The following is a 26996-nucleotide window of genomic DNA, read 5'->3' on the forward strand; positions in this document are numbered from 1 at the left end:
TTATAGTATACATGATATTTTAAAATTTGTATATAAGAAAATAATAATATATTTAGTAAATATCTAATTAGTTTTTTCCACATAAAAAAATATCTAATAATTAAAAGAAGACCTCCTTTCAGCTTAAAAATCAACTGAAAAGAAGTCATTTTTGAAATTGCATAATTTAAATTATCATTCTTTACACACAAGATACATCTTATATAGCCCCACGGGAACTCAATTTATTGTGTTAAAGAATCAACCAAAGGTAATTATATACTTTCCTCAAATGTTAATTTCTATCCTGCTGTAGGTAAGCCAAGAACTATTCTAGTTATTATATTGCTTTCGTCGACATAAATTGCAATAACAACAGGCATCTCTCCTATAACTCCTCCATGAAGAAAGTAAACCTCCACTGCATCATATTGTCGGTAATTTCTTACCAGACTTCTATAGAAATCACTTTCTTCATAGGCATCAATTTTATGACCCTTTAGGTCATATTGATTTTTAACTACTTCAATAGAATCCCCAACCTTAATATCGGCGTCATTAACATGAGCTTTTGTTATATCAATTTGAATAATTGTGCTATCGCTAATATCGAATTTTTTCTCATAATTGCTATTATACATGATTAGTTCTATGTGGTCATACACCAGCAGCATGAAATATCCCTTTAAAATTATTAGTCCTTCATCTTCTATGTTGATTATGCCATCAGGTTCACCTAATACATCAATTACTTCCTTATATGACATTCCGAAATCTAATTGAGGTAATATAGCTTTGTATTTTGGAAGTTCCTCATCTACAATATCTTTATTAGTTGCTTCGATTATCTTATCATTTTCTTTATCACCTGATGTACCCTTATCACCAGTACTTGAACATGCCGTCAACAATAAAGCTGTAACAATAATTAACAATATAAATTTCTTATACATTTTTTCCCTCCTCAATTAAAGGTAATTTTGCAATTTCCTAAATTATTAACCAATATATAAAATATGCTGCAATAAATAGTTAGTGCACACACTAACCATAGGCGGTGAACGTCATCAAGGTTAATGAGGTATGATTTACACTTCCCACTATATAATTATCTTTATATTATATCGAGTATATTTTGTAATTGTTGTCTTTTATTGTAATTACTTTATTATTTTTTGTAATAATTAAGCCCTAAGTTATAATGTTACACATACCCTTCCAAATAATATATGTTATAATTAGTAATTAAGCCTAAATATTGGATTTATGAAAGGAGAGATTTAAAGTGAAAAAAGGCTGGTTAGTTATAGCAATTATTATAATCTGTCTAATTTTAATTTCATATTCTATAGGTTATAAAGCAGATAAAGACCATGAATTCGTTGGTGGATCAAAAATAGAGTATATAAATTTATCAGAAGATAAGGTAGATGACCTGGTGCTACTTGGTAAAATATGGGGCTACTTAAAATATTATCATCCAAATGTTGCAGCTGGTAAATACAATTGGGATTATGAGTTATTTAGAATACTACCAGATTATCTTGATGCAAATACCCCAAATGAAATCGATAAGATATTACTCACTTGGATAGATGACCTTGGAAAATTCGAATTGGTTGATCCAGAAAAAGAAAGACCTGGCGAGATTAAAATGTCTCCTAATTTAGATTGGATTTCTAATTCAAGTTTGTCTACAGACTTGATACTTAAGCTTAGTGATATAAAAAATGCTAAAAGAACCAGTAAGCATTATTACGTTGACTTAGCTATGGGAGTAGGAAACCCGCAATTTAAAAATGAAGGGTCATATTCATCAACTCAGTATCCCGATGCTGGCTATCGATTATTATCTTTATATCGTTATTGGAATATTATTGAATATTATTTCCCTTACAAATACTTGATTGATGATAATTGGGATGACGTTTTACATGAATTTATACCAAAATTAATTGAAGCATCCGATGAGCTTGAATATAAGCTTTCTATTTTAGAATTAGTTACAAGAGTTAAGGATACTCATGCAAATGTATGGGATAATACTCTTGAAAATCACTGGGGTGAATATTATGCACCCTTGGAAATTACATTTGTAGAGGATAAAGCAATTGTAACAGATTACCATGATATTCAATTGGGTGAAGCATCCGGACTGAAAATCGGCGATATAATAACAAGGGTTAATGGCAAATCTGTTGAAGAAATTATAAACGAAAGATTAAAATATACACCTGCTTCTAACTATCCAACACAAATAAGAAATATTGCAGCTAATCTCCTAAGAGGGAATACCACTTATTTAAAAATTGAGTATATACGGGATGAAAAAGTAGATGCTATTGATATTCTATGTTATAGCAGTGAAGAGATGACTATTGAAAATAGATTTCAAAAAAATAAGGATTATTTTAAAAGGATTAGCCCTGAAATAGCCTATATTTATATGGGTGCTTTAAAAAGCAAGGATATTCCAGATATTATGGAGGAAATAAAGGATACTAATGGTTTAGTAATTGATTTAAGAAGCTATCCTCTTGAATTTGCTGTTTTTAAGCTAGGGGAATATTTAATGCCCCAAGGTACAGATTTTGTAAAGTTTTCTAATGGTAGTATAACTGACCCCGGACTTTTTACAATGACAAACACATTAAAGGTGGGTAAAGAAAATAAGGATTATTATAAGGGTAAGGTTGTCATTTTAGTTAATGAGCTTACTCTTAGTCAGGCCGAGTATACTGCTATGGCCTTTAGAGTTGCACCAAGGGCTACTGTGATTGGAAGCACCACAGCTGGTGCAGATGGAAATGTATCTACATTTAATCTTCCAGGGGGAATAACAACAGCCATAAGTGGAATTGGTGTGTACTACCCTGATGGAGGAGAAACACAGAGAATTGGCATAGTCCCGGATATTGAGGTTAAGCCTACAATTGAAGGAATTAAATCAAATAGGGATGAATTACTTGAAAAGGCTATTGAAGTAATTAATCAGCAGTAAGGGTTATTAACCTAATAATTAAGCTATGTAAAAACCAGCCCCCAATATTAATTGAGGGCTGGTTTTTAAATGATAAATAGTATCTATTTAATATTTCTACTACCAGGCTTAACTACAGGAAACTTTCCTTCTTTGCATATGGGGCATTCCTCTGCTGTATATGATATTACCTCGGTGGTTAATGCAGCCCGCTGCTTTGTACCAAAATCAATTTTACCATTGCTTCTATCTACCAGTAGTGCAACTCCAATTACCTCTCCACCCTGCTCTTTAACTATATCAATGGTTTCTCTTACTGAGCCACCTGTGGTTATTACATCCTCCGCAACTAAAACCCTAGCTCCTGCCGGGATAGTGAAGCCTCTTCTTAAAGTCATTTTACCATTTTCTCTTTCAGCAAATATATTAACTGCCTTTAGCTTTCTTGCCATTTCATAGGCTAAAATAATACCACCCATTGCTGGGCCAATTACAATATCAACATTATCCTCCATGAATTCATCAGCCAAACCAGCAATTATTTCTTCTGTATACCAGGGATATTGTAATAATCTAGCACACTGCATATATTGATTACTATGCCTTCCTGATGTTAGAAGAAAATGTCCCTCCAGTAATAAATTAGTTTCTCGAAAAATTTCTAATACCCTCTCTTTGTTTAACATTTTATAGCCTTCCTCCCTTATATATTTAATGTTCCAATGATATCAATAACCTTATCCTCATTATACTTAACTAAATATTCTTCAACTCCCTCCAGTACATCCATAGTTGCCCTGGGGTTTACAAAATTGGCTGTTCCAACAGCTATTCCTGTGGCTCCTGCCAATAAAAACTCTACAGCGTCCTCTCCCGATATGATGCCCCCCATTCCAATTATAGGTACCTTTACTGCATTTGCCACCTGATACACCATACGAAGGGCTACTGGCTTAATTGCTGGCCCGGATAAGCCTCCAACAATGTTACCTAAAACTGGCTTTCTCCTATAAATATCAATTGCCATGCCTAGTAGGGTGTTAATTAAGGAGATTGCATCTGCCCCTGCTGCTTCAGCTGCCTTTGCTATTGCAGCTATGTCTGTAACATTGGGTGTAAGCTTCACAATAAGAGGCTGCTTTGCTCTTTTTTTAACCTCTTTAACCACATATGATACCATTTCTGTATCGGTACCAAAGCATACCCCGCCTTCTTTAACATTAGGACATGATATGTTTAGCTCTAATAGATCTACATCTTCATCATACAGTCGTTCCACTACACTGCAATACTCCTCTAGGGTTTTACCTGCAATATTTACAACTATTTTTGTATCATATTTTCTAAGGAATGGAATGTCTTTTTTTATAAATTCTTCTATTCCAGGGTTTTGAAGTCCAACACTATTTAACATTCCTCCGTATGTTTCAGCAACCCTAACGCCAGAATTTCCCTTCCAAGGAACACTGGCAACTCCCTTTGTTACCACTGCCCCTAATTGGTTTAAATCTATATACTCTCCATATTCAAGTCCCGAGCCAAAGGTACCTGATGCCGTCATAACAGGATTTTTCAGTTCAACTCCTGCTATATTTACTTTTAGATCAGGTCTATTCATCCCACATCACCTCATCTCTCCAAAAAACCGGGCCATCCTTGCATACCCGTTTATAATCCCAATCATCATCCTTCTTTGACTTACATGTACATACCAGACAGGCTCCAATACCACAGGCCATTCTTTCCTCCATTGATAGCTGAGCTTCTATTTTCTTCTCTTTTGACCAATCTGCTACAGCCTTAAGCATTGGCTTTGGTCCACAGCTATATATCATGGTAGCCTTTGGTGGATGCTTATGAAGTAAATCTATAACATTTCCCTTAACTCCATTGCTTCCATCTTCTGTTGCAACATAAACCTTATCTGTGTACATTCTGAACTCCTTAACTAAAATCGGATCACATCTAAACCCTAAATATACTGATATATCACCCTTTAACCTCTTGACCAGTTCTAGTAAAGGTGGCACTCCAATTCCTCCACCTACCACCACATGCTCTTTAGTATCCTCAGATATGGTAAATCCATTACCAAAGGGTCCCATCATCTGGATTGAGTCCCCCTCCTGCATTTGGCTAAAATCTGCTGTCCCTTTTCCTACAACTGCATATACAAGCTTTATTTGTCCATTTTCTTTATCAATCTCACAAATGCTTATAGGTCTTGGTAGTAATAGGTCTTTCCTAATACTATATAGGTTAACAAATTGACCAACCGTAGCTTCATTGGATATTGTATCAACCGATAACGTCATTTCGAATATTCCATCCACCAATTGTTGATTTTTCTTAATAATCCCTGTTAATCTTTCCTTCATTTTTCCCCTCCTCCTATATCAATTACCTCAAGAGAATCTATAGAAACTCGATTCTTTAAAATCTCCAGCATAGTTTTTACTGTATCTAAAGAGGTAAATACTTTAACTGAGGTGTCAACTGCTGTTCTACGTATTCTAAAACCATCACTTTTACTATCCCTTCCCTTTGTAGGGGTATTAATAATTAAATCTATAATGCCACTTCTTATTAAATCCAAGATATTGGGAATACCCTCCTGTATCTTTTTAACCCTAGTAGCGGGTAAGCCATTGATTTCTAGAAATTTTGCTGTTCCTGTAGTAGCTACCAATTCAAATCCTAGAGTTACAAATTCCTTTGCCAAAGGAAGAAATTCATCCTTATCTTGATCCTTTATGGTTACTAATATCTTGCCTTTTGGTGTTGGAAGCTTTACTCCTGAAGCAATAAACCCTTTATAAATGGCCTCTTGAAAGGTTTTTCCAACGCCTAGCACCTCTCCAGTGGACTTCATTTCTGGACCTAGGCTAATCTCTGCCATAGGTAGTTTTTCGGTGGAAAATACAGGTACCTTCACTGCCACCAGCTTGGGTTTCTTGTATATTCCTGTGCCATACTCCAGCTGTTGTAGCTTTTCTCCAAGCATTATTTTTGTAGCAAGCTTTATAACAGGTACTCCACTAATCTTACTGATGTAGGGTACTGTTCTACTGGATCTTGGATTTACTTCAATTATATATAACTCATATTGAAATTCTATGAATTGAATATTAATCATACCCTTAACCTTTAGGGCTTTAGCTACCCTTCTAGTATACTCTAATATTCTTTCTTCTATTTCTGGTGAGATATTATTGCTTGGATATATGGTAATACTGTCGCCGGAATGGACTCCTGCCCTTTCCAAATGCTCCATAACCCCTGGTATCAAAACATCTTCACCATCACATATGGCATCAACCTCAATCTCCCTACCAAGTAAATACCTATCAATTAATACTGGGCTTTTCTTATCTCTCTGGAATGCCTCCTGAAGATAGTGTTGTAGCTCAACTTCATCATGGGTAATCTCCATGCCTTGTCCCCCCAGTACATAGGAGGGTCTAACCAATACTGGAAACCCAAGTTTTCTTGCTTCCTCTAATCCTTCTACCACATTCCATATCCCCTTACCCTTAGGTCTTGGAATCTTCAACTTTTCAAGCATATCGTCAAATTTTTCTCTATCCTCTGCCTCATCTATCTGCTGAGGTTGCGTTCCTAAAATTGGTATATTCATACTCTGTAAAAAGTTGGCCAATTTTATTGCTGTTTGCCCTCCAAACTGTAGCACAACACCATCTGGTTTTTCTTTTTCAACAATATTTAGTACATCCTCCTCTGTTAATGGTTCAAAGTATAGCTTGTCGGATATATCAAAGTCTGTACTTACTGTTTCTGGATTATTATTAACAATGATTGTCTCTATTCCCATCTCCCTAAGGGCCAGTACACAATGTACTGAGCAATAGTCAAACTCGATCCCTTGTCCTATTCTGATTGGTCCAGAGCCCACCACCAACACTTTTTTCTTATCTGAAACTGCCACTTCATCAATCTGATCATAGGTGGAGTAATAGTAGGGGGAAATGGCATCAAATTCACCACCGCATGTATCAACCATTTTATATACTGCCTCAATACCGAAGCTTTGTCTAAGTTTATATATCTTCTGAGGAGATATTTTCATTAAATCTGCCATTCCCTTATCAGAAAAGCCCTTTTTCTTTAGCCATAATAACCTATCGTAGTTGAGATCTTCAAGTCTGGTATTCTTTAGCTCCTCTTCCTCCATAACAATATCCTTAATTTTTTCTATGAAAAAGGCATCCATCCCGGTAATTTCACAGACCTTATCTACCCTATAATTTCTTCTGAGCATTTCAGCAATATCGAATATCCTCTCATCATCAGGAACCTGCACCCTTCTTTTTAGCTCCTCTAGGCTTTTTTCCTTAGAAGCTTCCCTTTCTAAATTATATTGTCCAATTTCCAATGAGCGGATTCCCTTCAGAAACGCTGCTTCAAAGTTGTTGGCTATTGCCATTGTTTCACCTGTTGCCATCATTTTTGTTCCTAGATTTTTAATTGCACCCGTAAACTTCTCAAAGGGCCATTTAGGAATCTTAACAACAACATAATCTAGGGTAGGCTCAAAGCAGGCGTAGGTCTTACCAGTGACAGTATTTAATATTTCATCCAAACGATAGCCCAAAGATATCTTGGCTGCAACCTTGGCAATTGGGTAACCTGTAACCTTTGAAGCTAAAGCAGAAGAACGACTTACCCTTGGGTTTATTTCAATAACTACATAATCAAGGCTTTTAGGGTGAAGGGCAAATTGAACATTACATCCCCCTTCAATTTTTATTGCATTAATTATGTCAATTGCTGCACTTCTCAACATTTGATACTCTTTATCGGTTAAAGTCTGGGATGGGGCCACCACAATACTGTCTCCAGTATGAACCCCTACAGGGTCAATATTCTCCATATTACATACTGTAATACAATTACCTGCAGCATCCCTCATTACCTCGTATTCAATTTCCTTCCAACCCTTGATGGATTTTTCAATAAGCACCTGTCCTACCCTGCTTAATTGAAGACCCTGAGAAAGTATTTCATGAAGAGCTTCCTTATCTTCGGCAATTCCTCCCCCACTTCCACCGAGGGTGTAGGCAGGCCTTACCACTACAGGATAACCCAGTTCATCAGCGAATTTCAACCCTTCATCAAGATTTGTAAAAATTCCTCCTTCAATTACAGGCTGATTGATTCTTTCCATAAGCTGCTGAAATAATTCTCTATCTTCCCCCTCCTTAATAGCCGCGATGGAGGTCCCTATGATTCTTACATTATGCCTTTCCAAAACTCCTTTATCATGAAGCTCTACCGCTAAGTTTAATCCAGTCTGCCCCCCCATGCCTGCCAGAAGGCTATCGGGCATTTCTTTTTCGATTACCTTTTCAATAAACTCCACAGTCAGGGGCTCAATATATATTTTGTCAGCTATTTCTCTATCAGTCATTATTGTTGCAGGGTTACTATTAATTAGAACCACCTCAACCCCTTCTTCTTTAAGGGCTTTACAGGCTTGCGTTCCTGCATAGTCAAATTCTGCTGCCTGCCCAATGACAATAGGTCCAGAACCAATTACTAGTACCTTCTTTATGCTGTTATCCCTTGGCATTGTTTATCCCCCTCCATCATTTTTATGAATCTATCAAATAAATAGTCGTTTTCTTTAGGTCCTGGTGAAGCTTCTGGGTGAAATTGAACACTAAATATAGGTAGCTCTTTGTGTTGAATTCCCTCTATTGAATTGTCATTAAGATTTATATGACTAACTACTATATCTGTGGGCAGGCTATTATGTTTAACTACATAGCCATGATTTTGTGATGTTATATAAACCCTGTTGTTATTCAGATCCTTCACTGGGTGATTACAACCTCTATGACCAAACTTAAGCTTTTCAGTGTCTCCCCCTAAAGCAAGACTTAATAACTGATGCCCAAGGCATATACCAAAGACGGGTTTTTTATTTAATAATTCCTTTATAGTCTCTGTAATCTCTGGTAAATCCTTTGGATCACCAGGTCCGTTGGAAAGAAGTATTCCATCTGGATTTATTTTAAGAATTTCCATTGCTGTTGAGTAAGCTGGAAATACTGTAATACGACAATTTCTATTTTTTAAGGAGCGTATTATGTTTCCCTTTATACCGTAGTCAATTACTGCAATATGTTTACCTACACCACCAATTTCATATACTTCTTTGGTGGTAACTTTTTTTACTGCATCGTTGTTTTGGAAGTCATCAAATCTTTTTCTGATTACCTCTTCTCTAATTTCTGCAATTGTTATAATACCCTTCATGGTGCCCTGTGTTCTTATGATTTTTGTTAGGGCCCGTGTATCAATTCCTTCAATTGCCATAATATGATGCTGTTTTAAATATCCGTCGATATCCATCTCACAGCGCCAATGATTTGGTTTAACAGCCCTTTCCCTTACTATGAATCCCTTTACCTTTGGAGTAGCTGACTCAATATCCTCTAGATTAATTCCATAATTACCGATTAGTGGATAGGTCATGGTTACAATTTGACCTGTATAGGAAGGGTCTGTTAGGATTTCTTGATATCCTGTCATGCCTGTGTTGAAAACAACCTCTCCCAATGCTTCATCCAGATGTCCAAAGGCCTTACCCTGAAAGGTCATGCCGTTTTCTAAAATTAATGTTGCCTTCATCTTTACACCTCTCCCTATAAATTTTTAGTCTTTTAGACAATGGTATTTAGAACCTGCTGTAGGTCTAGCTTCATTTTTATGACTGCCTCTCTAGCTGCTTGGGCAAATTCCTTTTCGGTATACTTATTCTGATTCACTTTATCATTATGAGCTGCTATTATTCCTCTGGATGAGTTGATAATCGCTCCTAATCCGTCCTTGTTAAAGCACCCTGCCAGGTCAGCTGCTGTTCCTCCCTGTGCACCATATCCTGGCACTAAAAAGTATGTGTGGGGCATTATCCTTCGTAAATTTTTAGCTTCCTCTGGGTGGGTAGCTCCAACTACTGCTCCGATACTGCTGTAGCTCCTCTTCCCAATTAGTCCCTCTCCCCATTCCGAAACCAGTTGTCCCATTCTTTCATATAGCTTAATGCCACCCACCTCAAGATTTTGAATCTGTCCACTGTTGGGATTTGAGGTCTTTACTAAAACAAATAATCCTTTATCATAATTACTGCAATCTGCCAGGAAGGGTTCTATTGAGTCATATCCAAGATATGGGTTGATGGTAATTGAATCTTCTTTGTATATTTCAAACCTATCTCCTTCAATATCTACTTTTCCTATATGCCCATGGGAGTAAGCCTCTGCAGTGGATGCAATATCTCCCCTCTTTATATCTCCAATAATTATTAGTCCTTTTTGTTTGCAATACTCAATGGTTTCTATATATGCATCAATTCCATGGGACCCATATTGCTCGTACATTGCAATTTGAGGCTTCACTGCAGGTATTAAATCATAAATAGCATCAATGATTTCCTTATTAAAGTGTAAAAATGCTTTTGCAGCCCCCTTTGGTGTTTTTCCATGCTCTTCATAGCTTTCTTCTTTAATCCACTTTGGAATAAAGCTTAATCTTGGATCTAGGCCAACAACTGTTGGATTTTGTGTTTCTTCAATTTTTGCAATCAGACGATCTATCATTTAAAAAACCTCCTTTATATCAATTAGTAATGAATAATTAGTAATGAATAATTGTGGTGGAAATTTGCATAACAAATTTCATTTCTTTATTTTTCATTCTCAATTTTCAGTTTTCAATTTTCAATTTTTATCCTTAACTCTCAACGGCCTTCAGTTTCCCATTTTGTACCACTATCTTTCCCTCAACTATTGTGTGGATGACCTTCCCTTTAACTGGTCTTCCATGAAAGGGAGTATTTTTACTTTTTGACACAAAGCTATTTTTATTAATTTCATATTCTTCATTTGGATTAATTATTGTGATGTCAGCCCTATCACCTATCTTTAGACTTCCACCCTCTATTCCTAATAGCTTTGCTGGATTAGTGCTCATTTTCTCGATTAGCTGTGTGGGTGTTAATATTCCCTTATCTACTAGCTCAGTTAATCCTAATGCTACAGCCGTTTCCAGCCCAACAATACCAAAGGGTGCTTTTTCAAAACCTACAGCCTTTTCATCCTCATGATGGGGTGCATGGTCTGTAGCAATTATTTCTATTGTTCCATCCTTTAGACCCTTTATTAACTCTGCTACATCCTCAGAGCTCCTTAGGGGCGGGTTCATTTTAGTGTTGGGGTTTTTATCCTCTACCGCCTCCTCTGTAAGGGTAAAGTGATGGGGGCTGACCTCTGCAGTTACTTTTACTCCCCTTAGCTTAGCTTCTCTAACCAAATGTACTGAATCCTTGGTGCTGACATGACATAGGTGAAGCTTAGCTCCTGTTTTTTTAGCCAGGAGTATATCCCTTTCTGTAATAAGGTCTTCTGCCTCATTGGGTATTCCTTTTAAATTAAGGATATTATTCAGCTTCCCTTGATTCATAACTCCATCACCGGCTATTTTATGATCCTCACAGTGGGAAAAGATAGTTACATTTAATTCAGCAGCTAGCTCCATTGCCCTTTCCATTAGCTCTATATTCATAACGGTTTTTCCATCTTCACTGATTCCACAAATCCCTGCCCTTTTAATTTCTTTAAGTGGCACCAGTTCTTTTCCCTGTTGACCTAAAGTAATGCTTCCAATGGGAAGAACTCTAACCAAGTCTGCTTCTCTAGATTTTTCTTGAATATAATCTACTACCTTAACAGAATCTATTACAGGATTTGTATTAGGCATACAACAGATGGTTGTGAAGCCCCCCATTGCAGCACTGCGACTACCGGTTAAAATATTTTCCTTATGTTCAAACCCAGGCTCCCTCAGATGAACATGTACATCTATCAATCCTGGTACCACCCAGCAGCCAGCAGCATCAATTTCTTCATCTGCCCTTACCAATATTTCTTGTTGAATATCTGCTATTTTTCCTTCAATAACTAGAACATCTCCATGTATATCAGTATTTGTAGCTGGATCAAGTATGTGTCCATTTTTTATTAATAATTTCATAGTAGTCCTCCTTCCAATTCTTTTATTGTCTCAATTTTGTAATAATACAAAAAGAGCAATGGAAAGAAGATATTAAATCTTCCTTCTATTGCTCTTAGCTTTTCCAGTATTTATTAAGTCAATGACAAAACCCAACAACAGAGGCTTATTTTTTTCTGTAGTTAAGTTATCTATTTCTATATAATGTAATATTCCACAACAAAAAGACTGGGTAATATTTGATGGTCTCATTATCTTCATTCCTTCCTGGCCTCTCTGGACCAAATTAAAGGTAGACACACATTTAGATAATATTAGCATAGGATATTTTATATGTCAACTGGAAGAAGCAAACAATTAAATTACCTTCAATATTCTCTTTAGTCGCTTCAAGGAAAGTAATGCCATCTCAATTGGCCTTACCTCAATAATATAACTGGTGTTTACATCTGCCATCTCCCTAAAAAAATCTAAAAAATCTACATCTCCAGTTCCAATCACCTGATGATCTGACTTACCATTGTTGTCATGTACATGACAGTTTTTAATGTAGCTCTTATGGCTTCGATAAAAGCTTTCTTGAAGTAGATTTCCGTAGGAGTGCCCAATATCCCATGTTAAGTAAAGATCCCCCATGGGCAAAAGCTCTGCTAGGACATCTGCCACTATAGTATTAAAGCTACTGTTATTTTCAATACATGGAAGTATTTTACCACGACAATAGTCCCGTATCTCTATAAGGCTCTCCTTAAAAATTCTAGAAAATTCTTCTGGATAAGCCTCTATTAGTGTCATTTTTCTATCTGTCATTGTAAATACAACTGTTTCACCTGGATGTATGGTTATTTTACTACCACCTGTTTCATAGATGAAGTCTATACATTCCTTTAGCCTTTCCATAGCCGCCTTTCTTATATGGGAGTGGAGCTGATATAGAGAAATATCCTCTGGTGCATGAAAGGTTATATGAATTTCCTTTTCGTCAGCATATTTCTTAATTTTTTTCCTATCTCCTTGGCTATATTTTTCAGGGAAAAAGCAAGGAATGTTGAGATTGATTTCTATAGCTGTAAGACCATGCTGAGATGCTAATTCCAATGCTTCAAATATATCTTTAGCATCTGTTGTAATTGCAAACCCCATTGGTTTAGGAATTCCCTTTTCCTTCATATTCTCCTCCTAAGCCTTTATTAATTTTGCCAGTTTACCACATATGGCATCTCCTACTTCCTGAGTTGTGGCTGTTCCACCTAGGTCTGGCGTTAAGCTTTCTCCCTCTTGAAGTAGCTGAGTAACTGCAGTAATTATTTCATCTGCCTCCACCTTCAATAGAAAATCCAGCATCATTTTCACCGTCCATACCATTGCAATAGGATTAGCCACCCCTTTTCCTGCCAAAACTGGGGCTGATCCATGAACCGGCTCAAACATGGAGGGATATTCTCCTTCGGGGTTGAGATTTCCACTGGCTGCAAAACCAAGCCCACCCTGAAGAGCTGCCCCTAGATCTGTTATAATATCACCGAATAAATTTGATGCCACAAGCACATCGTATGCCTCCGGCTTCTGAATGAAATACATTGTAATAGCATCTACATGTATAGTTTCGGTTTGAATATCTTGATGCTTTAATGCTGTCTCGTTGAAAATTTTGTCCCAAAACACCATACTATAGTTTAGTGCGTTGGACTTTGTTACGTTTGTCAACTTTCTTTTGCCATTTCGTTCTTCAGCCAGCTGAAATGCATATTCCATAACCTTTTCAGTGTTTTTTCTTGTAAATACTGAGGTTTGAAGGGCTATTTCCTCTGGTTTATCAGGGAAGCGAATTCCACCCACCCCAGAGTATTCCCCCTCAACATTTTCTCTAACTACTACAAAATCAATATCCTGAGGCCCCTTTCCCTTTAAAGGACATGGTGCCCCTGGCAAAAGCTTAACTGGTCTTAAATTTATATATTGATTGAAGCTTTGTCTTATATTAATTAAAAGCCCATGTAGGGAAATATGGTCTGGAACATTTGGGAATCCCACGGCGCCCAATAATATTGCATCAAACTTTTTTAGTTTTTCAAGACCATCATCATCCATCATTTTCCCTGTTTTTAAATAATATTCACATCCCCATGGAAAGGTTTCATAGGCAAACTTTATATTACCCTTCAAGGAAGCGTAGCAATCTAGTACCTTGATCCCTTCTGTCATTACTTCGCCACCTATTCCATCACCAGGTATTACTGCTATCTTATATGTTTTCATTTTAAATTCCCCCCTTAAAGCTTAATAAATTTAATTCTTGATATTCCATCTATGTTTTTAATTTGTTCTTTTTCTTCCTTTGAAACCTCTGAGTCGATGGTTAAAAACATCATAGCATTCTTTCCCTTTAAATTACGACTGACTTGCATAGTGGCTATATTTATATTACGTTTCCCTAAGAGGGTTCCTATCTGACCTATCATACCAGGCTGATCTTGATTTTCTGCCACAAGCATATACTTAGTTGGCGATACATCAAATTCAAAGCCATTAACTTCAACAATACGTGGCTCTTCTTTACCAAATATTGTACCGCTATAGGTATACTCCTTTTTATTTGTAATGATCCTAACTTGAACTAGATTCAGGTAGTTTCCGATTTCTGTTGTTTTGCTCTCAGTAACCATAACTCCCCTTTGCTTAGCTGTTAACATTGCATTTACGTAATTAACCCTCTCCATTAATACAGGTTCAAATAAGCCCTTTAATACAGCAAGGGTTATTACTTCTGTTTCCTGCTTTGCAATTTCACCGCTGTAAACAACTTCAACTTGCTTTACAGCCTCCTTTTCCAGTTGGTGATATAGTCTTCCCAAGGTTTCACCCAGCTTCAAGAAGGCCCTTAAACCATCTACCTCTTGATGATGTAGAGTTGGAAGATTAACAGCATTTGGTACCATTTCTCCCCTTAAGGCACTTATTACTTCCTCTGCTATGGTGATTCCTACATTATCTTGAGCTTCCACTGTATCTGCACCAAGGTGTGGTGTATTTACTACATTCTTTAATTCCAATAAAGGAGATGTTGTGTTGGGTTCTTGTACTAGAACATCAATACCAGCATAAGCTACAGTCCCATCCTCTATAGCCTTAACCAATGCATCTTCATCGACAATTCCCCCCCTAGCACAATTAACAACTACAATACCTTTTTTAGCTATCCTAAAGGCCTCTTCACCAATCATCCCAAAGGTTTCTTCAGTTTTTGGGGTATGAAGGGTTATGAAGTCTGACTCCCTTACTAAATCTTCAAGGATTTCCTTCTTTTCCACCCCAAACTTTTTAAATCTTTCATCTGTAATATATGGATCATATGCAATAGTCTTCATGCCAAAGGCTTGCAGTCGTGTTGCCACCAGTGAACCTATTCTTCCCAACCCTACAATACCAACGGTTTTTCCATTAAGTTCTATCCCTTTAAAGCCCTTACGATCCCATACCTTACTTCTTAATAGTGCATCAGCCTGAGTTATATTTCTGCAGGAGGCTAATAAAAGTCCAATTGACATTTCTGCTGCTGAAACTGAATTAGCATCAGGTGTATTGACAACAATGATGCCTCTCTTAGTGGCACCTTCAATCTCAATATTATCTATACCATTACCTGCTCTACCAACAACCTTTAGATTACCAGCTCTTTCATAAAGCTCCTCATCTACCTTTGTTACACTTCTTACCACCAAAGCATCGTATTCAGCTATTATTTCCAGCAGATGCTCCCTATTAATACCTACCATTTCATCCACAATGGCCCCCGACTGTAGCATAGCGTCTATTCCTTTTGTAGCAATTTTTTCTGTTACTAAAATCTTCAAACTAAACTCCCCCTTTAAGTTTTCTTAATTCTTTAGCGATTTAATTGATTATCACTTTATTTTGATAAATTAAAATGTATAAAATAAAACTCCTATCTTTGGCTATTGCCAAGGACGGGAGCTTACTCACGTGGTACCACCTTGTTTTTTCATTTCATTTATGAACTCTTGATTTTAACGGTTCCACCGAAATAGGTTATTTCCCCATCTGCTCTAGGGTAGATTCAACATCAATGGATACCAATTTCCACCAACCATTGGCTCTCTATAATTCCTTTAGATGCATACTATTCCCCTTCATTGCATTTAATGAATAAATATGTATTTCTATGTATATTACTATGTGCTTACATATTTGTCAAGCTAATTTTTTTGAAAATTTCCAATTAATTATAAAGTTGCTGACTTTAGATAGTATATACTATTACTCATTAACTGCTCTACTCACCGACTTTAATCACTCTTGTGAGTTTTCCTGAATCATAGGTATAAATGGCAGATACTAACTCCTTATCCCCTTGCCAGAATCCACTTTCAACAAACCAAATATTATTTTCTGCATAATATAGAGCATAATTAGTTCCCAGTGCCTTTTCTACATCGGCAAATTGGAATATATCACCATTCCATCGATATATAGTTACATAGGGTGGTAAGCTTCCCCTTGAGGCTGCAATCCACTCTCTTTCTCCATTATTATCTAAGTCAACCACTTCAAAGGAACCGCCCTTAAGAATCATAACCGGTTGGTATTCATCATTTATTCCAATAACCTTAGTTTCAACATATGTTGCCCCCATAAGACCATCAATTATTATTTCCTCAACTCCATTATTGGTCATATCATCAGTATAAATATTAAGGCCATCTTCTCCATATCCAGTAATTTCTCCTAAGTCATAAGAAACTTTATCATATATAAGAAATCCATTCATAATGTTTTCCATTTCAATGTTTTTGTATATTTGAACTTTGTATGGATTTAGAGCTTGATTTTGGTATTCTAGGGTCCTTACATACTCTAGACTTTCATCAGCTTCACCTTTTAACAACCACTGGGGCTGAAGAGGAGTAAATTCCAATTCTACCTCATCTAATAACACAAATAGATTGTTTTCAACTATTTTAATTCTCTTAACGCTTCCCTGTACAGGATATGATTCGTTAACACCTCCATCAAACCAAACCTCCACCAGTTGACCTTCTTGAAGCTGTTCTGTAGAGCCTTCACTTCCATCAATATCTATAACTACTGTATTCTCAGTAATAGTAACCCAAGCCAAATCATACTGTGTATCCTCTTCAACCTCACCTTCCACTAGAATATTTACTCTATCCTCAGTTATGTTGAGTTCAGTAATAAGCCCCCTTATTCCTATATATTCTTCATGGTCTTCTACTTGTTTACAACCAATTAAGTTAAAGGCTAAGGTTACTCCAATTAGCAGTAATATAAATTTTTTCATGCCAACACCTCCTTATATGTAGACGTAATTTAACTCTATTTGTTCCATTACTAATACTTTAACCCGAAAAATTATTGGGTTTGTATATGAAATTTTAAAGATTAGTCACCCTTATAAATGGGGTATAAACCTATTATCTAACAATGATTTATAAAAATTCTTTATTAATACTTTTATCATAGGATATAATTGATAATAAGACAATTTTCTGGGGGGTAACATATGAAAAATATTACTGCAAGAAAACTGTATCAAGAAACATGTCATCTATTAATGAACCCCGATTTTTTGGAAAATCTAAATCTTGATAAGACAAAGATAAAGCAAGAGCTAGAGGGACCTTACTTCATAGCAAAAATTACTCATATAGCTGAAGAAAATGATTATAGTTGTGAAGCAGTCTATGAATTGGTTAACAACCTTCTTACTATCCATTGGGGTGCAGAACAACCACATAATCCACTTTTTTACATTTATCAATTCACCCTCAGTTTTTCTTTTCCTAGCTCTGTGGAAATACAGTTGAATAAGGAATGGGATACTTCTTGTCTCATATACCTTAATGTCCTTAAACTATTATGTGATATTCAAAAGCAGTCAGATGACGGTACCCTTCAAAGTAAGTATCCGCTTGAATTTCTAACGACTGAGGAAATGGAGCATTATAAGGTTTCTCAGGAGTATAGGGGATTTGTTAACTTTTTTAATACGGAGTTTATTTATGAGATGATGAAGCTCAACCAGGAGGTAGTTGGACATAATACACTAGACCATATTTGCGGTGTTCATCACCTAGCCCTTCATATTGGAAAACAGCTTTTCAATTCAGGTATTCCTATTGATTTAGGACGTGTATCTGGTGCAGCGGCAGGCCACGACCTTGGAAAATTTGGTTGTAAAAGCTGGGAATCAAAAAGAGTTGCTTATTTACACTACTACTATACTGACCTATGGTTTAAGAACCATGGAATAACCTATATTGGCCATATTGCCCTAAACCATTCTGTATGGGACTTAGAGCTAGAGAATCTTTCTATTGAATCCCTAATACTTATTTATTCGGATTTTCGAGTTAAGAATATTCAACGGAATAATCAGCCAGACGAAATGGAAATTTTCAGTTTGCAGGACTCATTTCAGGTTATTCTAGATAAGCTTGATAATGTTGATGAAGAAAAAGAAAGAAGGTATAGACGGGTATATACTAAGCTTAAGGATTTTGAAGATTATATAATTAATCTTGGCCTTGAGGTTAATATTAATAACCCAATTATTAATCAACAACCTAAAGGTAAAAAATATTATTCACTTATGACTGGTGATGTTGTTACTGAGCATATAAAGTATCTATCAATTAATCATAACATTAATTTAATGTATAAGCTTCGTGATGAATCCTCTTTAAATGAAATACTGGAAATAGCAAGAAGTGAAACTGACCCAAAGACACTAAGAGAATATCTTGATGTATTTTATGAGTATTCTACATATCTTACTCAAAAACAAAAAATCATTACCTTAAGATTTTTATATGAGCAGTTGATTCATCAAGAAGAGGATATCCGTAGACAGTGCGCAGAAATTATGGGCATCTTAATAAGCATGTTTGATGAGGATTATAGAAAGGAAATTCCTGAAGGAGTAGCATTAGCTCCAGCTGAAATAACAAGTCACCAATTACTTGATGAATATCTGCATCAATTAATATTCCCTGATCATAAAATGATTCCCCTTCATAGAAGCTGGGTAGGCTATAACATGCAAATATTAATATCTTCTTTATTTCAAAATTGTCAAGCTACACAAATTGAAGGCTATAAAAAAACAATACTAAAGTACTACAAGAAAAACACTTTGTATGATGAAATAAACATTTATCTGCTGGAGGCTATAAAGCATATTCCCATGCTGGAAAATGAGGTGGATCCTTCTTTAGAAATTCTTTTTAGCTATATAGAGGACGGCTTGAATAATAAAAATAGTGATATTAGGATTTCTGCTCTAGATACTATATATCATATGTTTAAATCGATAAAATTTAATTCTAATATAATGAACAAGGTTTTATATTTATTCAACAATAGAAGCGAAAATTCAATACCAGCTGAAAACTATCTTAAATTAAAGTTGGCAAGAGTTATTGGTTTAGAAGCTGAAATTCTAGATGACCATTACCAGCTATTGCTTAAGGATATGGAAAAGGTTTCAGATATCTTCCTCAGTAATTTAAAAACTGCAACAAATTGGGTAACAAAAAAGATACAGGTGGAAATGCTTTTAGAATCCTTTTTAAATCACTCCAAAACCGATGGACTTTATACAACTATGCATTTTTGCAACCTCTTGAAGGTTAGTGCTGTTGAAACAGTTAGGAATCGAGCCGGTAAAGCTCTGGTTGATATTTTTCCACATTTACCTATAGAACAAAGGAATGATATAGCTATTGAACTTCTTAGGGCTCTGGAAATTGAGGGTTATCAGTTTACAAAATATATCCCCGATTACCTAGGTCAAATACTTATATTCCTTCAACCATATGAATTGGATGAGATATTGAATGATTTAATTGATAAAATAAAGCAATCTAATTTACAAATTAATTCTCTGCTTTTAAAAACAGTTGGTATTCTCATTTCAAACTATTCAAAGTACCAAGAACTTTTTCCTAAAGAAGGCGATGAACACGTTTCTAGACTAAAAAAAATGCTGGGTATTCTTTTGAATGGTTTAGTACATGATGAATTGCAAATTAAGCAAATATCCTTCAGTGTCATAGGTAAAGAAATATTTGCCTCTAAAACCATATCTTTAGAGGAAAAACACCATATATTCCAATTGATAGGAAAGAAGGTTCTTACTCTATTAACCGATACAGAAGAAAGCGACCTATTGTTCCTAACCAACTCTGCTGGATTAAATAACATTTACAGATTTATTTCTGAGTTTATTTTTCTCCATGGAAGTATTAAAACCCTAAGCCCCAAAAAAGTAGCTTTTTTCCCTGGAACCTTTGATCCATTTACCCTCGGTCATAAAGAGATTACCAAAGCAATTAGGGATTACGGTTTTGAGGTATATCTTGCAGTCGATGAATTTTCTTGGTCTAAACGGACACAGCCTAACTTAATTAGAAAGAAAATTATTCATATGTCTATTGCAGATGAAATGGATATACATCTTTATCCTGAAGATTTTCCCACAAACATTGGAAACTCAGCTGATTTAAAAAGACTACAGGACAATTTCCCAAATACACGAGTTTACATTGTAGCTGGAAGTGATGTATTATTAAATGCTTCTGCCTACAAAGCAGAGGCCCATGAAAACTCAATCCACAGTTTTTCCCATATAGTATTTGAGAGAAGCAGCAGTGATGATTTTCAAGATATCAATGATGCTATGTTGGCAAAGGCCATCAATAATATTCACGCACCTGTAATTCGATTGAATTTGCCTCCTCAATATGAAGATATAAGCTCAACACAAATTCGAACTAATATAGACGAAAATAGAGACATTTCAAAGCTAATTGACCCTTTGGCTCAAAGATTTATTTATGAAAATAGTCTGTATCGAAAAGAACCTCAATATAAATCGTTGGTTCAGACAGTATCCGTCACTGTAGACTTAATTGAAGATTACAATGAAGATTTGATATCATCTATTGTAAAAACCTTTCATGAAGGTTCTGCTTCAGCCTATGATAATATTAAATCTATTTTTAATAAACCCTATGGAAGTATCATTGCTATTAGAGATATAAATGAACCCAAAAGTATTCTATCCTACTCAATTTTCCATTGGGTACCCTCAGACTCCATTTATACTCAGTTTGAGAATAGCACTGTAACTGAATATATTAGACGTCATTATAGTGGAAGGATCATAATGATAGATGGAATTTTTGCAAGGAATGAAACTTCTAGAAACCTCAATCAAATTATATTAACAGAAACTATCTCCCATTGCTTAAAAAATGACTATAGCTATGGAGTTTATCAAAACTCTATTGACTTTACCATGAACCTACCATTACAAGAAACTATAGAACTACATGGGTTTGTTAGAGTTCCCTGTAATGAATCAGAATTGCCAATTATGACTGTTAATATGTCTAACCCATGTACTCTGAGTTTAGATTTAGAGACAATAATTAAAGAGCCATTTAGGAGCAACAGTACTATCCAGAGCTGTATTAAAGAAACAAGAAGTGCTTTGCAAAGGGCTTTAACAAATCTATATCCAGGTAATCTAGTTTTATCCTTTGATAGAAATATTATAGATGAAACCTTGGTAAGAAAAATTTGTGATGAGAATGATGTTTCTCCAATACCATCAAGACCTAGACAGCTGGGGGACTTAATGTGTGTTCCATTTGGAAATATACTAAATCGTATGATTGTTCCTAATACAATAACAAAATCCCTTCATACGGAAAAAATGTTCACTCCAGATCTGAAAAGCTTTACCATTGGTGCTTATCCTTATTATTTAGACTTAAAAAATCAAATGAAAATGATAAGGTCATTTAGTCGGCCCGTTATATTGGTGGATGATCTATTGAATAAAGGATATCGATTTAAAGCCCTTGACCCTTTGCTAAAATCGGAAAGTATCGATGTAAAAAAAATAATTGTTGGTATTCTTTCTGGACGGGGTAAAGAATTAATGGAAATTCAAAACCGTAAAGTTGATTGCGCCTACTTTATACCAAAGCTAAGGCTATGGTTTAATGAAAATCTCCTTTATCCTTTTATCGGCGGAGATACCCTTTGGCGTGGTGTATATCCTGAAAAAAGCTTATTATCTTCTATAAACTTAATATTCCCCTATACCTCTCCCGCATTTATTCATGGAGTGACCAATGAAGCTATTTATGACTTATCGGAAATATCCATTTTAAATGCTATAAAAATACTTGAGGCTTTAGAGATTGAATACCAAAGGGTAAACGAACGTAAGCTTACACTATCCCTCTTAGGGGAAGTAATTTTATATCCCCGTTGTCCTGATCAGGGGAAAAACATGCATTATGATTTAAATTTGAATCCATCCAGTTACTTAAAAAATGATCTAGAGCTATTGAGAAGATTAAAATCAAGTATTATATCCAGTCATACAGGAGGAACAGACAATGTATTTTTACCATTATCAAGATAATATATTTTTTTCACATAAAGAATACCCTCAGCTATTAAAAACAGATCAACAGAGGGCTATGGAAGCTACAGGGAAGCTATATTTCTTAAAGGAATTAGATCCCCTTACCTCAAGAAGAAGCTACTGTGTATCAAATCCTAATCAGCTTTTTCAAGGTGTGGAAGACCTGAGCTTACTGTTGGATGAAGAGTCTCATTACCCTATACCGGATTGGCTCAATACAAAAATAGAGGCTAGAGAAGTGATGTCGGTTAATACTGCCTATGCAAATTGGCATGACGTAATAAATAGAAAAGCTCCTGAGAAATGGAAGGTAAACATCGCAGGTCTAGGGGATGTAGGGAGTACTCTACTAATAGGACTTAGGCTTTTGGGTGGTGACTGTATCCAAAGTATAGGAATTTACGACCGTGATGCCAACAAATTAAGCCGATGGCAGCAGGAGATAAATCAAATTTATCAATATGGAAGTAATGAAAACCAACCTGAGGTTCGCTCTATCGCCTATGAAGAAGTTTTTGATTGTGACCTATTTATCTTTTGTATTGCTGCCAGAGTTCCTCCGATAGGTGAAGAAGCTGTGGATGTTAGGATGGTGCAGTTTGAGCAAAATTCTAAAATAATTAATACCTATGGTCAGCTTGCTAGAGATAAGGGTTTTAAGGGTATTTTTGCAGTGGTTTCTGACCCTGTAGATTTGCTTTGTAAATCCTTACTGATTGCCAGTAATACTTCTATAAATGGTATTCGGGACTTTAAAGGCTTAGCTCCAGAACAAATACGAGGCTATGGTTTAGGTGTTATGAATGCAAGAGCTCTATATTATGCAAATCAATCAGACGAAGCAACGCACTTTGAAAGGGAGGGCAGATCCTTTGGCCCCCATGGTGAAGGCCTAATTATAGCTGATAGTATCGATAACTATAATCATGAGCTTTCCTTGTATTTAACAGATAAAGCTAAGAATGCTAATATTGAGGTTCGTCAAACTGGCTTTAAGCCTTATGTGGCTCCAGCCCTTTCTTCTGGTGCACTATCAATTCTTTCCACCATACGTGGTGAATGGCATTATAGTGCCACCTTTATGGGGGGTATTTATATGGGAGCATTGAATCGCTTAAATTCAACTGGTACAGAGGTTGAAGCCTATAAAATGTCTGCCACCTTATTTGACCGGCTTAAGGAAACCTATAAACAATTGGAGCTGATTATATGATGTATTTGGTACAGCCAGGCATTATTTCTTCTCAGCTTAAAGATATGGTAAAGGCGGCAACTGGAGACTTGTCATACTGTTTAATTGAAAACCATCATGAGCTTCCAGATTTAAAAAACAAAAAAGTACTCTTTGCAGTTGAGGTGGATGCTGCTGGTGTAAATATTCCTTTGTTTGAAATTTTATCATCCCTTGCTACTAGAGAGGCTTACCCTCTGGAGGGTTCTACCGCAGCGATATTAGTCCACAGCAATGGCCAGCTATATACTAAAAGTATTGCTGCCCACTTAGTTTTTGTTGCTAATCAGCTGGGATGCAGCTTTATAGGTCAACCATTAGTCGAAGCTACTGATGATTTGAGTAATTTTCTTACATGGAAAAAGATTATTAATTTACCACTAAGAGAAATATCTCTCCAGATATCACAGCAACTAGGCTCACGGTTAAGAAATGAAAATAGAGAAATTATTGAGAATCCTAAAATTGTTGTACTCCATTCCAGCTCCCGTACAACCTCCAATACCCTAACCCTATGGCGAATGGTGAGTACTCATCTTCATGGTTTTCAAATAGATGAACTCCCCATAGAAAATGGCTCAGTTTACGATTGCTATGGCTGCTCCTTTAAAACCTGTCTCTCCTTTGGTCAAAAAAATAGCTGCTATTATGGTGGTGTTATGACTAAAACCATTTTACCAGCCATAGAAGAAGCAGATGGGGTTGTATGGATATGTCCTAATTATAACGATGCTATTTCCTCTAACCTCATGGCGGTTATAAATAGATTAACAGCTCTATATAGAAAAATCAGCTTTAATAATAAAACAATTTTTTCTATTATTGTATCTGGAAATTCTGGTAGCGATTCTGTAGCTAAACAGCTAATTGATGCTCTAAATATTAATAAGGGCTTTTATCTTCCTCCCCGATTTGCAATGATGGAAACAGCAAATGATCCAGGGGCTATTATGGAGGTGGCTAATATAGAATCAAAAGCTCAAGCTTTTGCTGAACACATGATTAGAGAAATGGGAAAAAGCTAATGAGAAATGTTGAATGTTAAATGTTAAATGTTGAATGAAAATATGGAAAAATCATTTAGTCCAATATTTATAAATTGCAGCTTTCGAGGGTGGAAAAAGCTTTAATTCCTTTATTTCATCAGCATCAAACCACCCTAATTCTTTCATTTCTTTGGGTTCAGCCCTAGGTTCACCGAAATAATCCTCACATAAATAAATAGAGGGTACCACAATTAGCTTTTCACCTTTAACTAATGCCTCTTCTTCAACAAAACCTAGAAAAGTTAACTCTTTAGGTATTATATTAAACTCCTCATTAAGCTCCCGTTTGGCTGCCTCATAATGGGTTTCTTCATGCTCAAGCTTTCCACCAGCTAATCCCCAGCCTTGACCATCAGTCCTTAATCCTAAAAGTAATTTGTTATCCTTCACCACTATAATACCACAGCAGCCTGTTAGTTTTTCCAATGATTGCACCCCTTTTTCAAAGTAAATTAGTAATTAATAATAGATAATGACAATCTGGTGGACAGGGTCGTCCACCCCTACAGCATTTAACATAGATTTATTTAGAAATTTCGTGACGCAAATTTCTTCATCAATTCACCATTCATTATTTTTCATTTAACATTTTTCACTTAACTCTTCATTCTTCATTCTTAACTCTTAACTCTTAACTCTTAACTTTATTGGTTTATACTTCTTTGCAACAGCCTCTGCTGCCTTTATGCCATCCACAGCTGCCGATACAATACCACCTGCGTAGCCTGCCCCTTCCCCGGCAGGGTAGAGTCCATCTATATTGCTTATAAGTCCTTCATTTCTTATAATTCTTACTGGAGATGAGCTTCTGGTTTCTACCCCTGTCATAACAGCATCCTCAAGGGCAAAGCCCTTTAACTTTTTATCTAATCCTATGATTGCCTCCTTCATGGCAGAAATAACATACTGAGGAAGGCATTCTCTTAAATCTGTTGGGGTAACTCCGGGAGTATAGGAGGGTTTTACATTGCCCAGTTGCTTAGATGGACAATCCTTTAGAAAATCACCCACCAATTGAACTGGTGCATGATAGTTGCTTCCTCCCAATTGAAATGCTCTTTCTTCCCATCTTTGCTGATAATAAACCCCCGCCAAGGGATGACTGCTTTCATAATCCTCTGGGGCTACACCCACTAGAAGGGCACTATTGGCATTATCTTTGTCCCTTGCATGATAGCTCATGCCATTGGTAACCAGCCTGCCCTCTTCTGAGGCAGCTGCAACCACCTCACCACCTGGACACATGCAAAAGGTATAGGCAGATCTTCCGTTGGAGCAATGATAGGATAGCTTATAATCTGCTGCTCCAAGCTTTGGGTGGGTGGCATACTGGCCATATTGACTATTGTTAACTAATTGCTGAGGATGTTCAATTCTAACACCAATGGAAAATGGCTTTTGCTGTAGCTCTATCCCTCTATCATACAGCATTTCAAAGGTGTCTCTGGCGCTATGTCCTATAGCAAGTATAACTATTTCAGTATCTATTTTTTCACTGCCGTTTATATAGATTCCTTCCACCTTACCCTGATTGATTATGATATCAGTAACCTTACTGTTGAAACGAACCTCTCCACCTAAATCTATTATTTTATTACGTATCTTCTTCACTATTTTTCTAAGTTTATCTGTTCCCACGTGGGGTTTGTAGTGGTACAGTATTTCGTCTGGAGCTCCAGTTGAAATGAATTCTTTGAGAACCTTTCTACAGCGTAAATCCTTGATTTGTGTTGTTAGCTTTCCATCAGAAAATGTTCCAGCGCCGCCCTCTCCAAATTGTACATTGGATTCAGCCTTCAGCTTCCCTTCTTTCCAAAATTCCATTACATCCTTACTTCTTTCATCAACGTCCTTTCCCCGCTCCAAAACAATTGGACAATACCCCATTTCAGCAAGGATTAATCCAGCAAACAATCCAGCTGGTCCTGTACCCACAACTACAGGGGGCATTGCTAATGAAGCTTTACCTACCTCTACAAACCTATATTCCATATCTGGGGTTGGGGAAACATGTTGTCCTTTATATTTCTTTAAAAATTCCTTTTCCTTTTTAAGCTCTACATCCAATGTATATACAAAGGCTATTTGGTCTTTTTTTCGAGCGTCAAGTGATTTCTTATAAATCCAGAAGTTAACAAGCTCTTCCTCTTTAATCTTTAATTTCCTCAAAATTTCAGTTTTTAATTTGTCTTCATCTGCATCAATTGATACCTTAATTTCTGCAACCCGTATCATAAATTTTTC

At 36.1% G+C, this 26996-nt stretch carries 19 protein-coding genes and 1 other annotated feature; of the genes, 4 read left to right on the plus strand and 15 right to left on the minus strand.

What is annotated here, in order from left to right:
- Positions 1-281: 281 nt before the first annotated feature.
- The gene (locus tag BLP68_RS08155) at positions 282-932 is read right to left on the minus strand and encodes a hypothetical protein (RefSeq protein ID WP_091542250.1); all 651 of its coding nucleotides are present in this window, start codon (positions 930-932) and stop codon (positions 282-284) included.
- Between the two features lie 332 nt (positions 933-1264).
- Between BLP68_RS08155 and BLP68_RS08160 the strand changes: the two genes are divergently transcribed.
- Positions 1265-2980, plus strand: coding sequence for a S41 family peptidase (locus tag BLP68_RS08160; protein ID WP_091542253.1), 1716 nt, complete (start codon positions 1265-1267; stop codon positions 2978-2980).
- Between the two features lie 83 nt (positions 2981-3063).
- Here BLP68_RS08160 and pyrE read toward each other — a convergent pair whose 3' ends face one another.
- From pyrE to BLP68_RS08215, 12 genes are all read right to left on the minus strand, one after another.
- A complete protein-coding gene (gene pyrE / locus BLP68_RS08165) occupies positions 3064-3645 on the minus strand; it encodes an orotate phosphoribosyltransferase (protein ID WP_091542255.1) in 582 nt (193 codons plus the stop codon).
- A 17-nt stretch (positions 3646-3662) separates the two neighbouring features.
- Positions 3663-4577 (minus strand): dihydroorotate dehydrogenase, encoded by a 915-nt coding sequence (locus tag BLP68_RS08170; protein ID WP_091542258.1) that lies wholly within the window; start codon positions 4575-4577, stop codon positions 3663-3665.
- Positions 4570-5337: a dihydroorotate dehydrogenase electron transfer subunit gene (locus tag BLP68_RS08175; RefSeq protein ID WP_091542261.1), complete on the minus strand. Its 768-nt coding sequence runs from the start codon at positions 5335-5337 to the stop codon at positions 4570-4572. Before BLP68_RS08175 ends, BLP68_RS08170 begins: the two co-directional genes overlap by 8 nt.
- The gene (gene carB / locus BLP68_RS08180) at positions 5334-8549 is read right to left on the minus strand and encodes a carbamoyl-phosphate synthase large subunit (protein ID WP_091542263.1); all 3216 of its coding nucleotides are present in this window, start codon (positions 8547-8549) and stop codon (positions 5334-5336) included. Before carB ends, BLP68_RS08175 begins: the two co-directional genes overlap by 4 nt.
- Positions 8528-9613, minus strand: a complete 1086-nt coding sequence (locus tag BLP68_RS08185) for a carbamoyl phosphate synthase small subunit (RefSeq protein ID WP_091542266.1) — start codon at positions 9611-9613, stop codon at positions 8528-8530. The genes carB and BLP68_RS08185 overlap by 22 nt, the downstream gene beginning before the upstream one ends.
- A gap of 32 nt (positions 9614-9645) precedes the next feature.
- Positions 9646-10581, minus strand: coding sequence for an orotidine-5'-phosphate decarboxylase (pyrF, locus tag BLP68_RS08190; protein ID WP_091542268.1), 936 nt, complete (start codon positions 10579-10581; stop codon positions 9646-9648).
- Between the two features lie 133 nt (positions 10582-10714).
- Positions 10715-12013 carry a dihydroorotase gene (locus BLP68_RS08195; protein ID WP_091542271.1) on the minus strand — a complete coding sequence of 433 codons (1299 nt, stop codon included), beginning with the start codon at positions 12011-12013 and terminating at the stop codon, positions 10715-10717.
- Positions 12014-12085: 72 nt separating this feature from the next.
- Positions 12086-12253, minus strand: a complete 168-nt coding sequence (locus BLP68_RS21720; protein ID WP_176758931.1) for a hypothetical protein — start codon at positions 12251-12253, stop codon at positions 12086-12088.
- Between the two features lie 96 nt (positions 12254-12349).
- Positions 12350-13162, minus strand: coding sequence for a sugar phosphate isomerase/epimerase family protein (locus tag BLP68_RS08200; protein ID WP_091542274.1), 813 nt, complete (start codon positions 13160-13162; stop codon positions 12350-12352).
- Between the two features lie 9 nt (positions 13163-13171).
- Positions 13172-14251 (minus strand): tartrate dehydrogenase, encoded by a 1080-nt coding sequence (locus tag BLP68_RS08205; RefSeq protein WP_091542275.1) that lies wholly within the window; start codon positions 14249-14251, stop codon positions 13172-13174.
- Positions 14252-14265: 14 nt separating this feature from the next.
- Entirely contained in the window at positions 14266-15846 is a 1581-nt protein-coding gene (serA, locus tag BLP68_RS08210; RefSeq protein WP_091542278.1) for a phosphoglycerate dehydrogenase, read from the minus strand.
- A gap of 107 nt (positions 15847-15953) precedes the next feature.
- Positions 15954-16156, minus strand: a binding site (T-box leader).
- Between the two features lie 130 nt (positions 16157-16286).
- A complete protein-coding gene (locus tag BLP68_RS08215) occupies positions 16287-17312 on the minus strand; it encodes a DUF3221 domain-containing protein (RefSeq protein ID WP_091542280.1) in 1026 nt (341 codons plus the stop codon).
- A gap of 222 nt (positions 17313-17534) precedes the next feature.
- Here BLP68_RS08215 and BLP68_RS08220 point away from each other — a divergent pair, with 222 nt between their 5' ends.
- The 3 genes from BLP68_RS08220 to BLP68_RS08230 are packed head-to-tail and all read left to right on the plus strand — an operon-like array spanning position 17535 to position 24731.
- The gene (locus BLP68_RS08220; RefSeq protein WP_091542283.1) at positions 17535-22472 is read left to right on the plus strand and encodes a cytidyltransferase; all 4938 of its coding nucleotides are present in this window, start codon (positions 17535-17537) and stop codon (positions 22470-22472) included.
- Complete coding sequence (locus BLP68_RS08225; protein WP_091542286.1) at positions 22447-23688, plus strand: lactate/malate family dehydrogenase; 1242 nt, start codon at positions 22447-22449, stop codon at positions 23686-23688. Before BLP68_RS08220 ends, BLP68_RS08225 begins: the two co-directional genes overlap by 26 nt.
- Complete coding sequence (locus BLP68_RS08230) at positions 23685-24731, plus strand: flavodoxin family protein (RefSeq protein WP_091542289.1); 1047 nt, start codon at positions 23685-23687, stop codon at positions 24729-24731. Before BLP68_RS08225 ends, BLP68_RS08230 begins: the two co-directional genes overlap by 4 nt.
- 51 nt (positions 24732-24782) lie before the next feature.
- On the opposite strand, the gene BLP68_RS08235 is transcribed toward BLP68_RS08230, so the two are convergent.
- Both BLP68_RS08235 and BLP68_RS08240 read right to left on the minus strand, forming a co-directional pair.
- The gene (locus BLP68_RS08235; protein WP_176758932.1) at positions 24783-25178 is read right to left on the minus strand and encodes an NUDIX domain-containing protein; all 396 of its coding nucleotides are present in this window, start codon (positions 25176-25178) and stop codon (positions 24783-24785) included.
- Between the two features lie 198 nt (positions 25179-25376).
- Positions 25377-26987, minus strand: a complete 1611-nt coding sequence (locus BLP68_RS08240) for an NAD(P)/FAD-dependent oxidoreductase (RefSeq protein WP_091542376.1) — start codon at positions 26985-26987, stop codon at positions 25377-25379.
- Positions 26988-26996 lie beyond the last annotated feature (9 nt).

Source organism: Alkaliphilus peptidifermentans DSM 18978 (assembly GCF_900101495.1).
Taxonomy (GTDB): Bacteria; Bacillota; Clostridia; order Peptostreptococcales; family Natronincolaceae; genus Alkaliphilus_C; species Alkaliphilus_C peptidifermentans.

Excerpts from the sequence above, each read along its gene's own strand:
- BLP68_RS08155 (WP_091542250.1), bottom strand. The coding sequence starts at position 932 with ATGTATAAGAAATTTATATTGTTAATTATTGTTACAGCTTTATTGTTG.
- pyrE (WP_091542255.1), bottom strand. The coding sequence starts at position 3,645 with ATGTTAAACAAAGAGAGGGTATTAGAAATTTTTCGAGAAACTAATTTA.
- BLP68_RS08170 (WP_091542258.1), bottom strand. The coding sequence starts at position 4,577 with ATGAATAGACCTGATCTAAAAGTAAATATAGCAGGAGTTGAACTGAAA.
- BLP68_RS08175 (WP_091542261.1), bottom strand. The coding sequence starts at position 5,337 with ATGAAGGAAAGATTAACAGGGATTATTAAGAAAAATCAACAATTGGTG.
- carB (WP_091542263.1), bottom strand. The coding sequence starts at position 8,549 with ATGCCAAGGGATAACAGCATAAAGAAGGTACTAGTAATTGGTTCTGGA.
- BLP68_RS08185 (WP_091542266.1), bottom strand. The coding sequence starts at position 9,613 with ATGAAGGCAACATTAATTTTAGAAAACGGCATGACCTTTCAGGGTAAG.
- pyrF (WP_091542268.1), bottom strand. The coding sequence starts at position 10,581 with ATGATAGATCGTCTGATTGCAAAAATTGAAGAAACACAAAATCCAACA.
- BLP68_RS08195 (WP_091542271.1), bottom strand. The coding sequence starts at position 12,013 with ATGAAATTATTAATAAAAAATGGACACATACTTGATCCAGCTACAAAT.
- BLP68_RS21720 (WP_176758931.1), bottom strand. The coding sequence starts at position 12,253 with ATGAAGATAATGAGACCATCAAATATTACCCAGTCTTTTTGTTGTGGA.
- BLP68_RS08200 (WP_091542274.1), bottom strand. The coding sequence starts at position 13,162 with ATGAAGGAAAAGGGAATTCCTAAACCAATGGGGTTTGCAATTACAACA.
- BLP68_RS08205 (WP_091542275.1), bottom strand. The coding sequence starts at position 14,251 with ATGAAAACATATAAGATAGCAGTAATACCTGGTGATGGAATAGGTGGC.
- BLP68_RS08215 (WP_091542280.1), bottom strand. The coding sequence starts at position 17,312 with ATGAAAAAATTTATATTACTGCTAATTGGAGTAACCTTAGCCTTTAAC.
- BLP68_RS08220 (WP_091542283.1), top strand. The coding sequence starts at position 17,535 with ATGAAAAATATTACTGCAAGAAAACTGTATCAAGAAACATGTCATCTA.
- BLP68_RS08225 (WP_091542286.1), top strand. The coding sequence starts at position 22,447 with ATGTATTTTTACCATTATCAAGATAATATATTTTTTTCACATAAAGAA.
- BLP68_RS08230 (WP_091542289.1), top strand. The coding sequence starts at position 23,685 with ATGATGTATTTGGTACAGCCAGGCATTATTTCTTCTCAGCTTAAAGAT.
- BLP68_RS08240 (WP_091542376.1), bottom strand. The coding sequence starts at position 26,987 with ATGATACGGGTTGCAGAAATTAAGGTATCAATTGATGCAGATGAAGAC.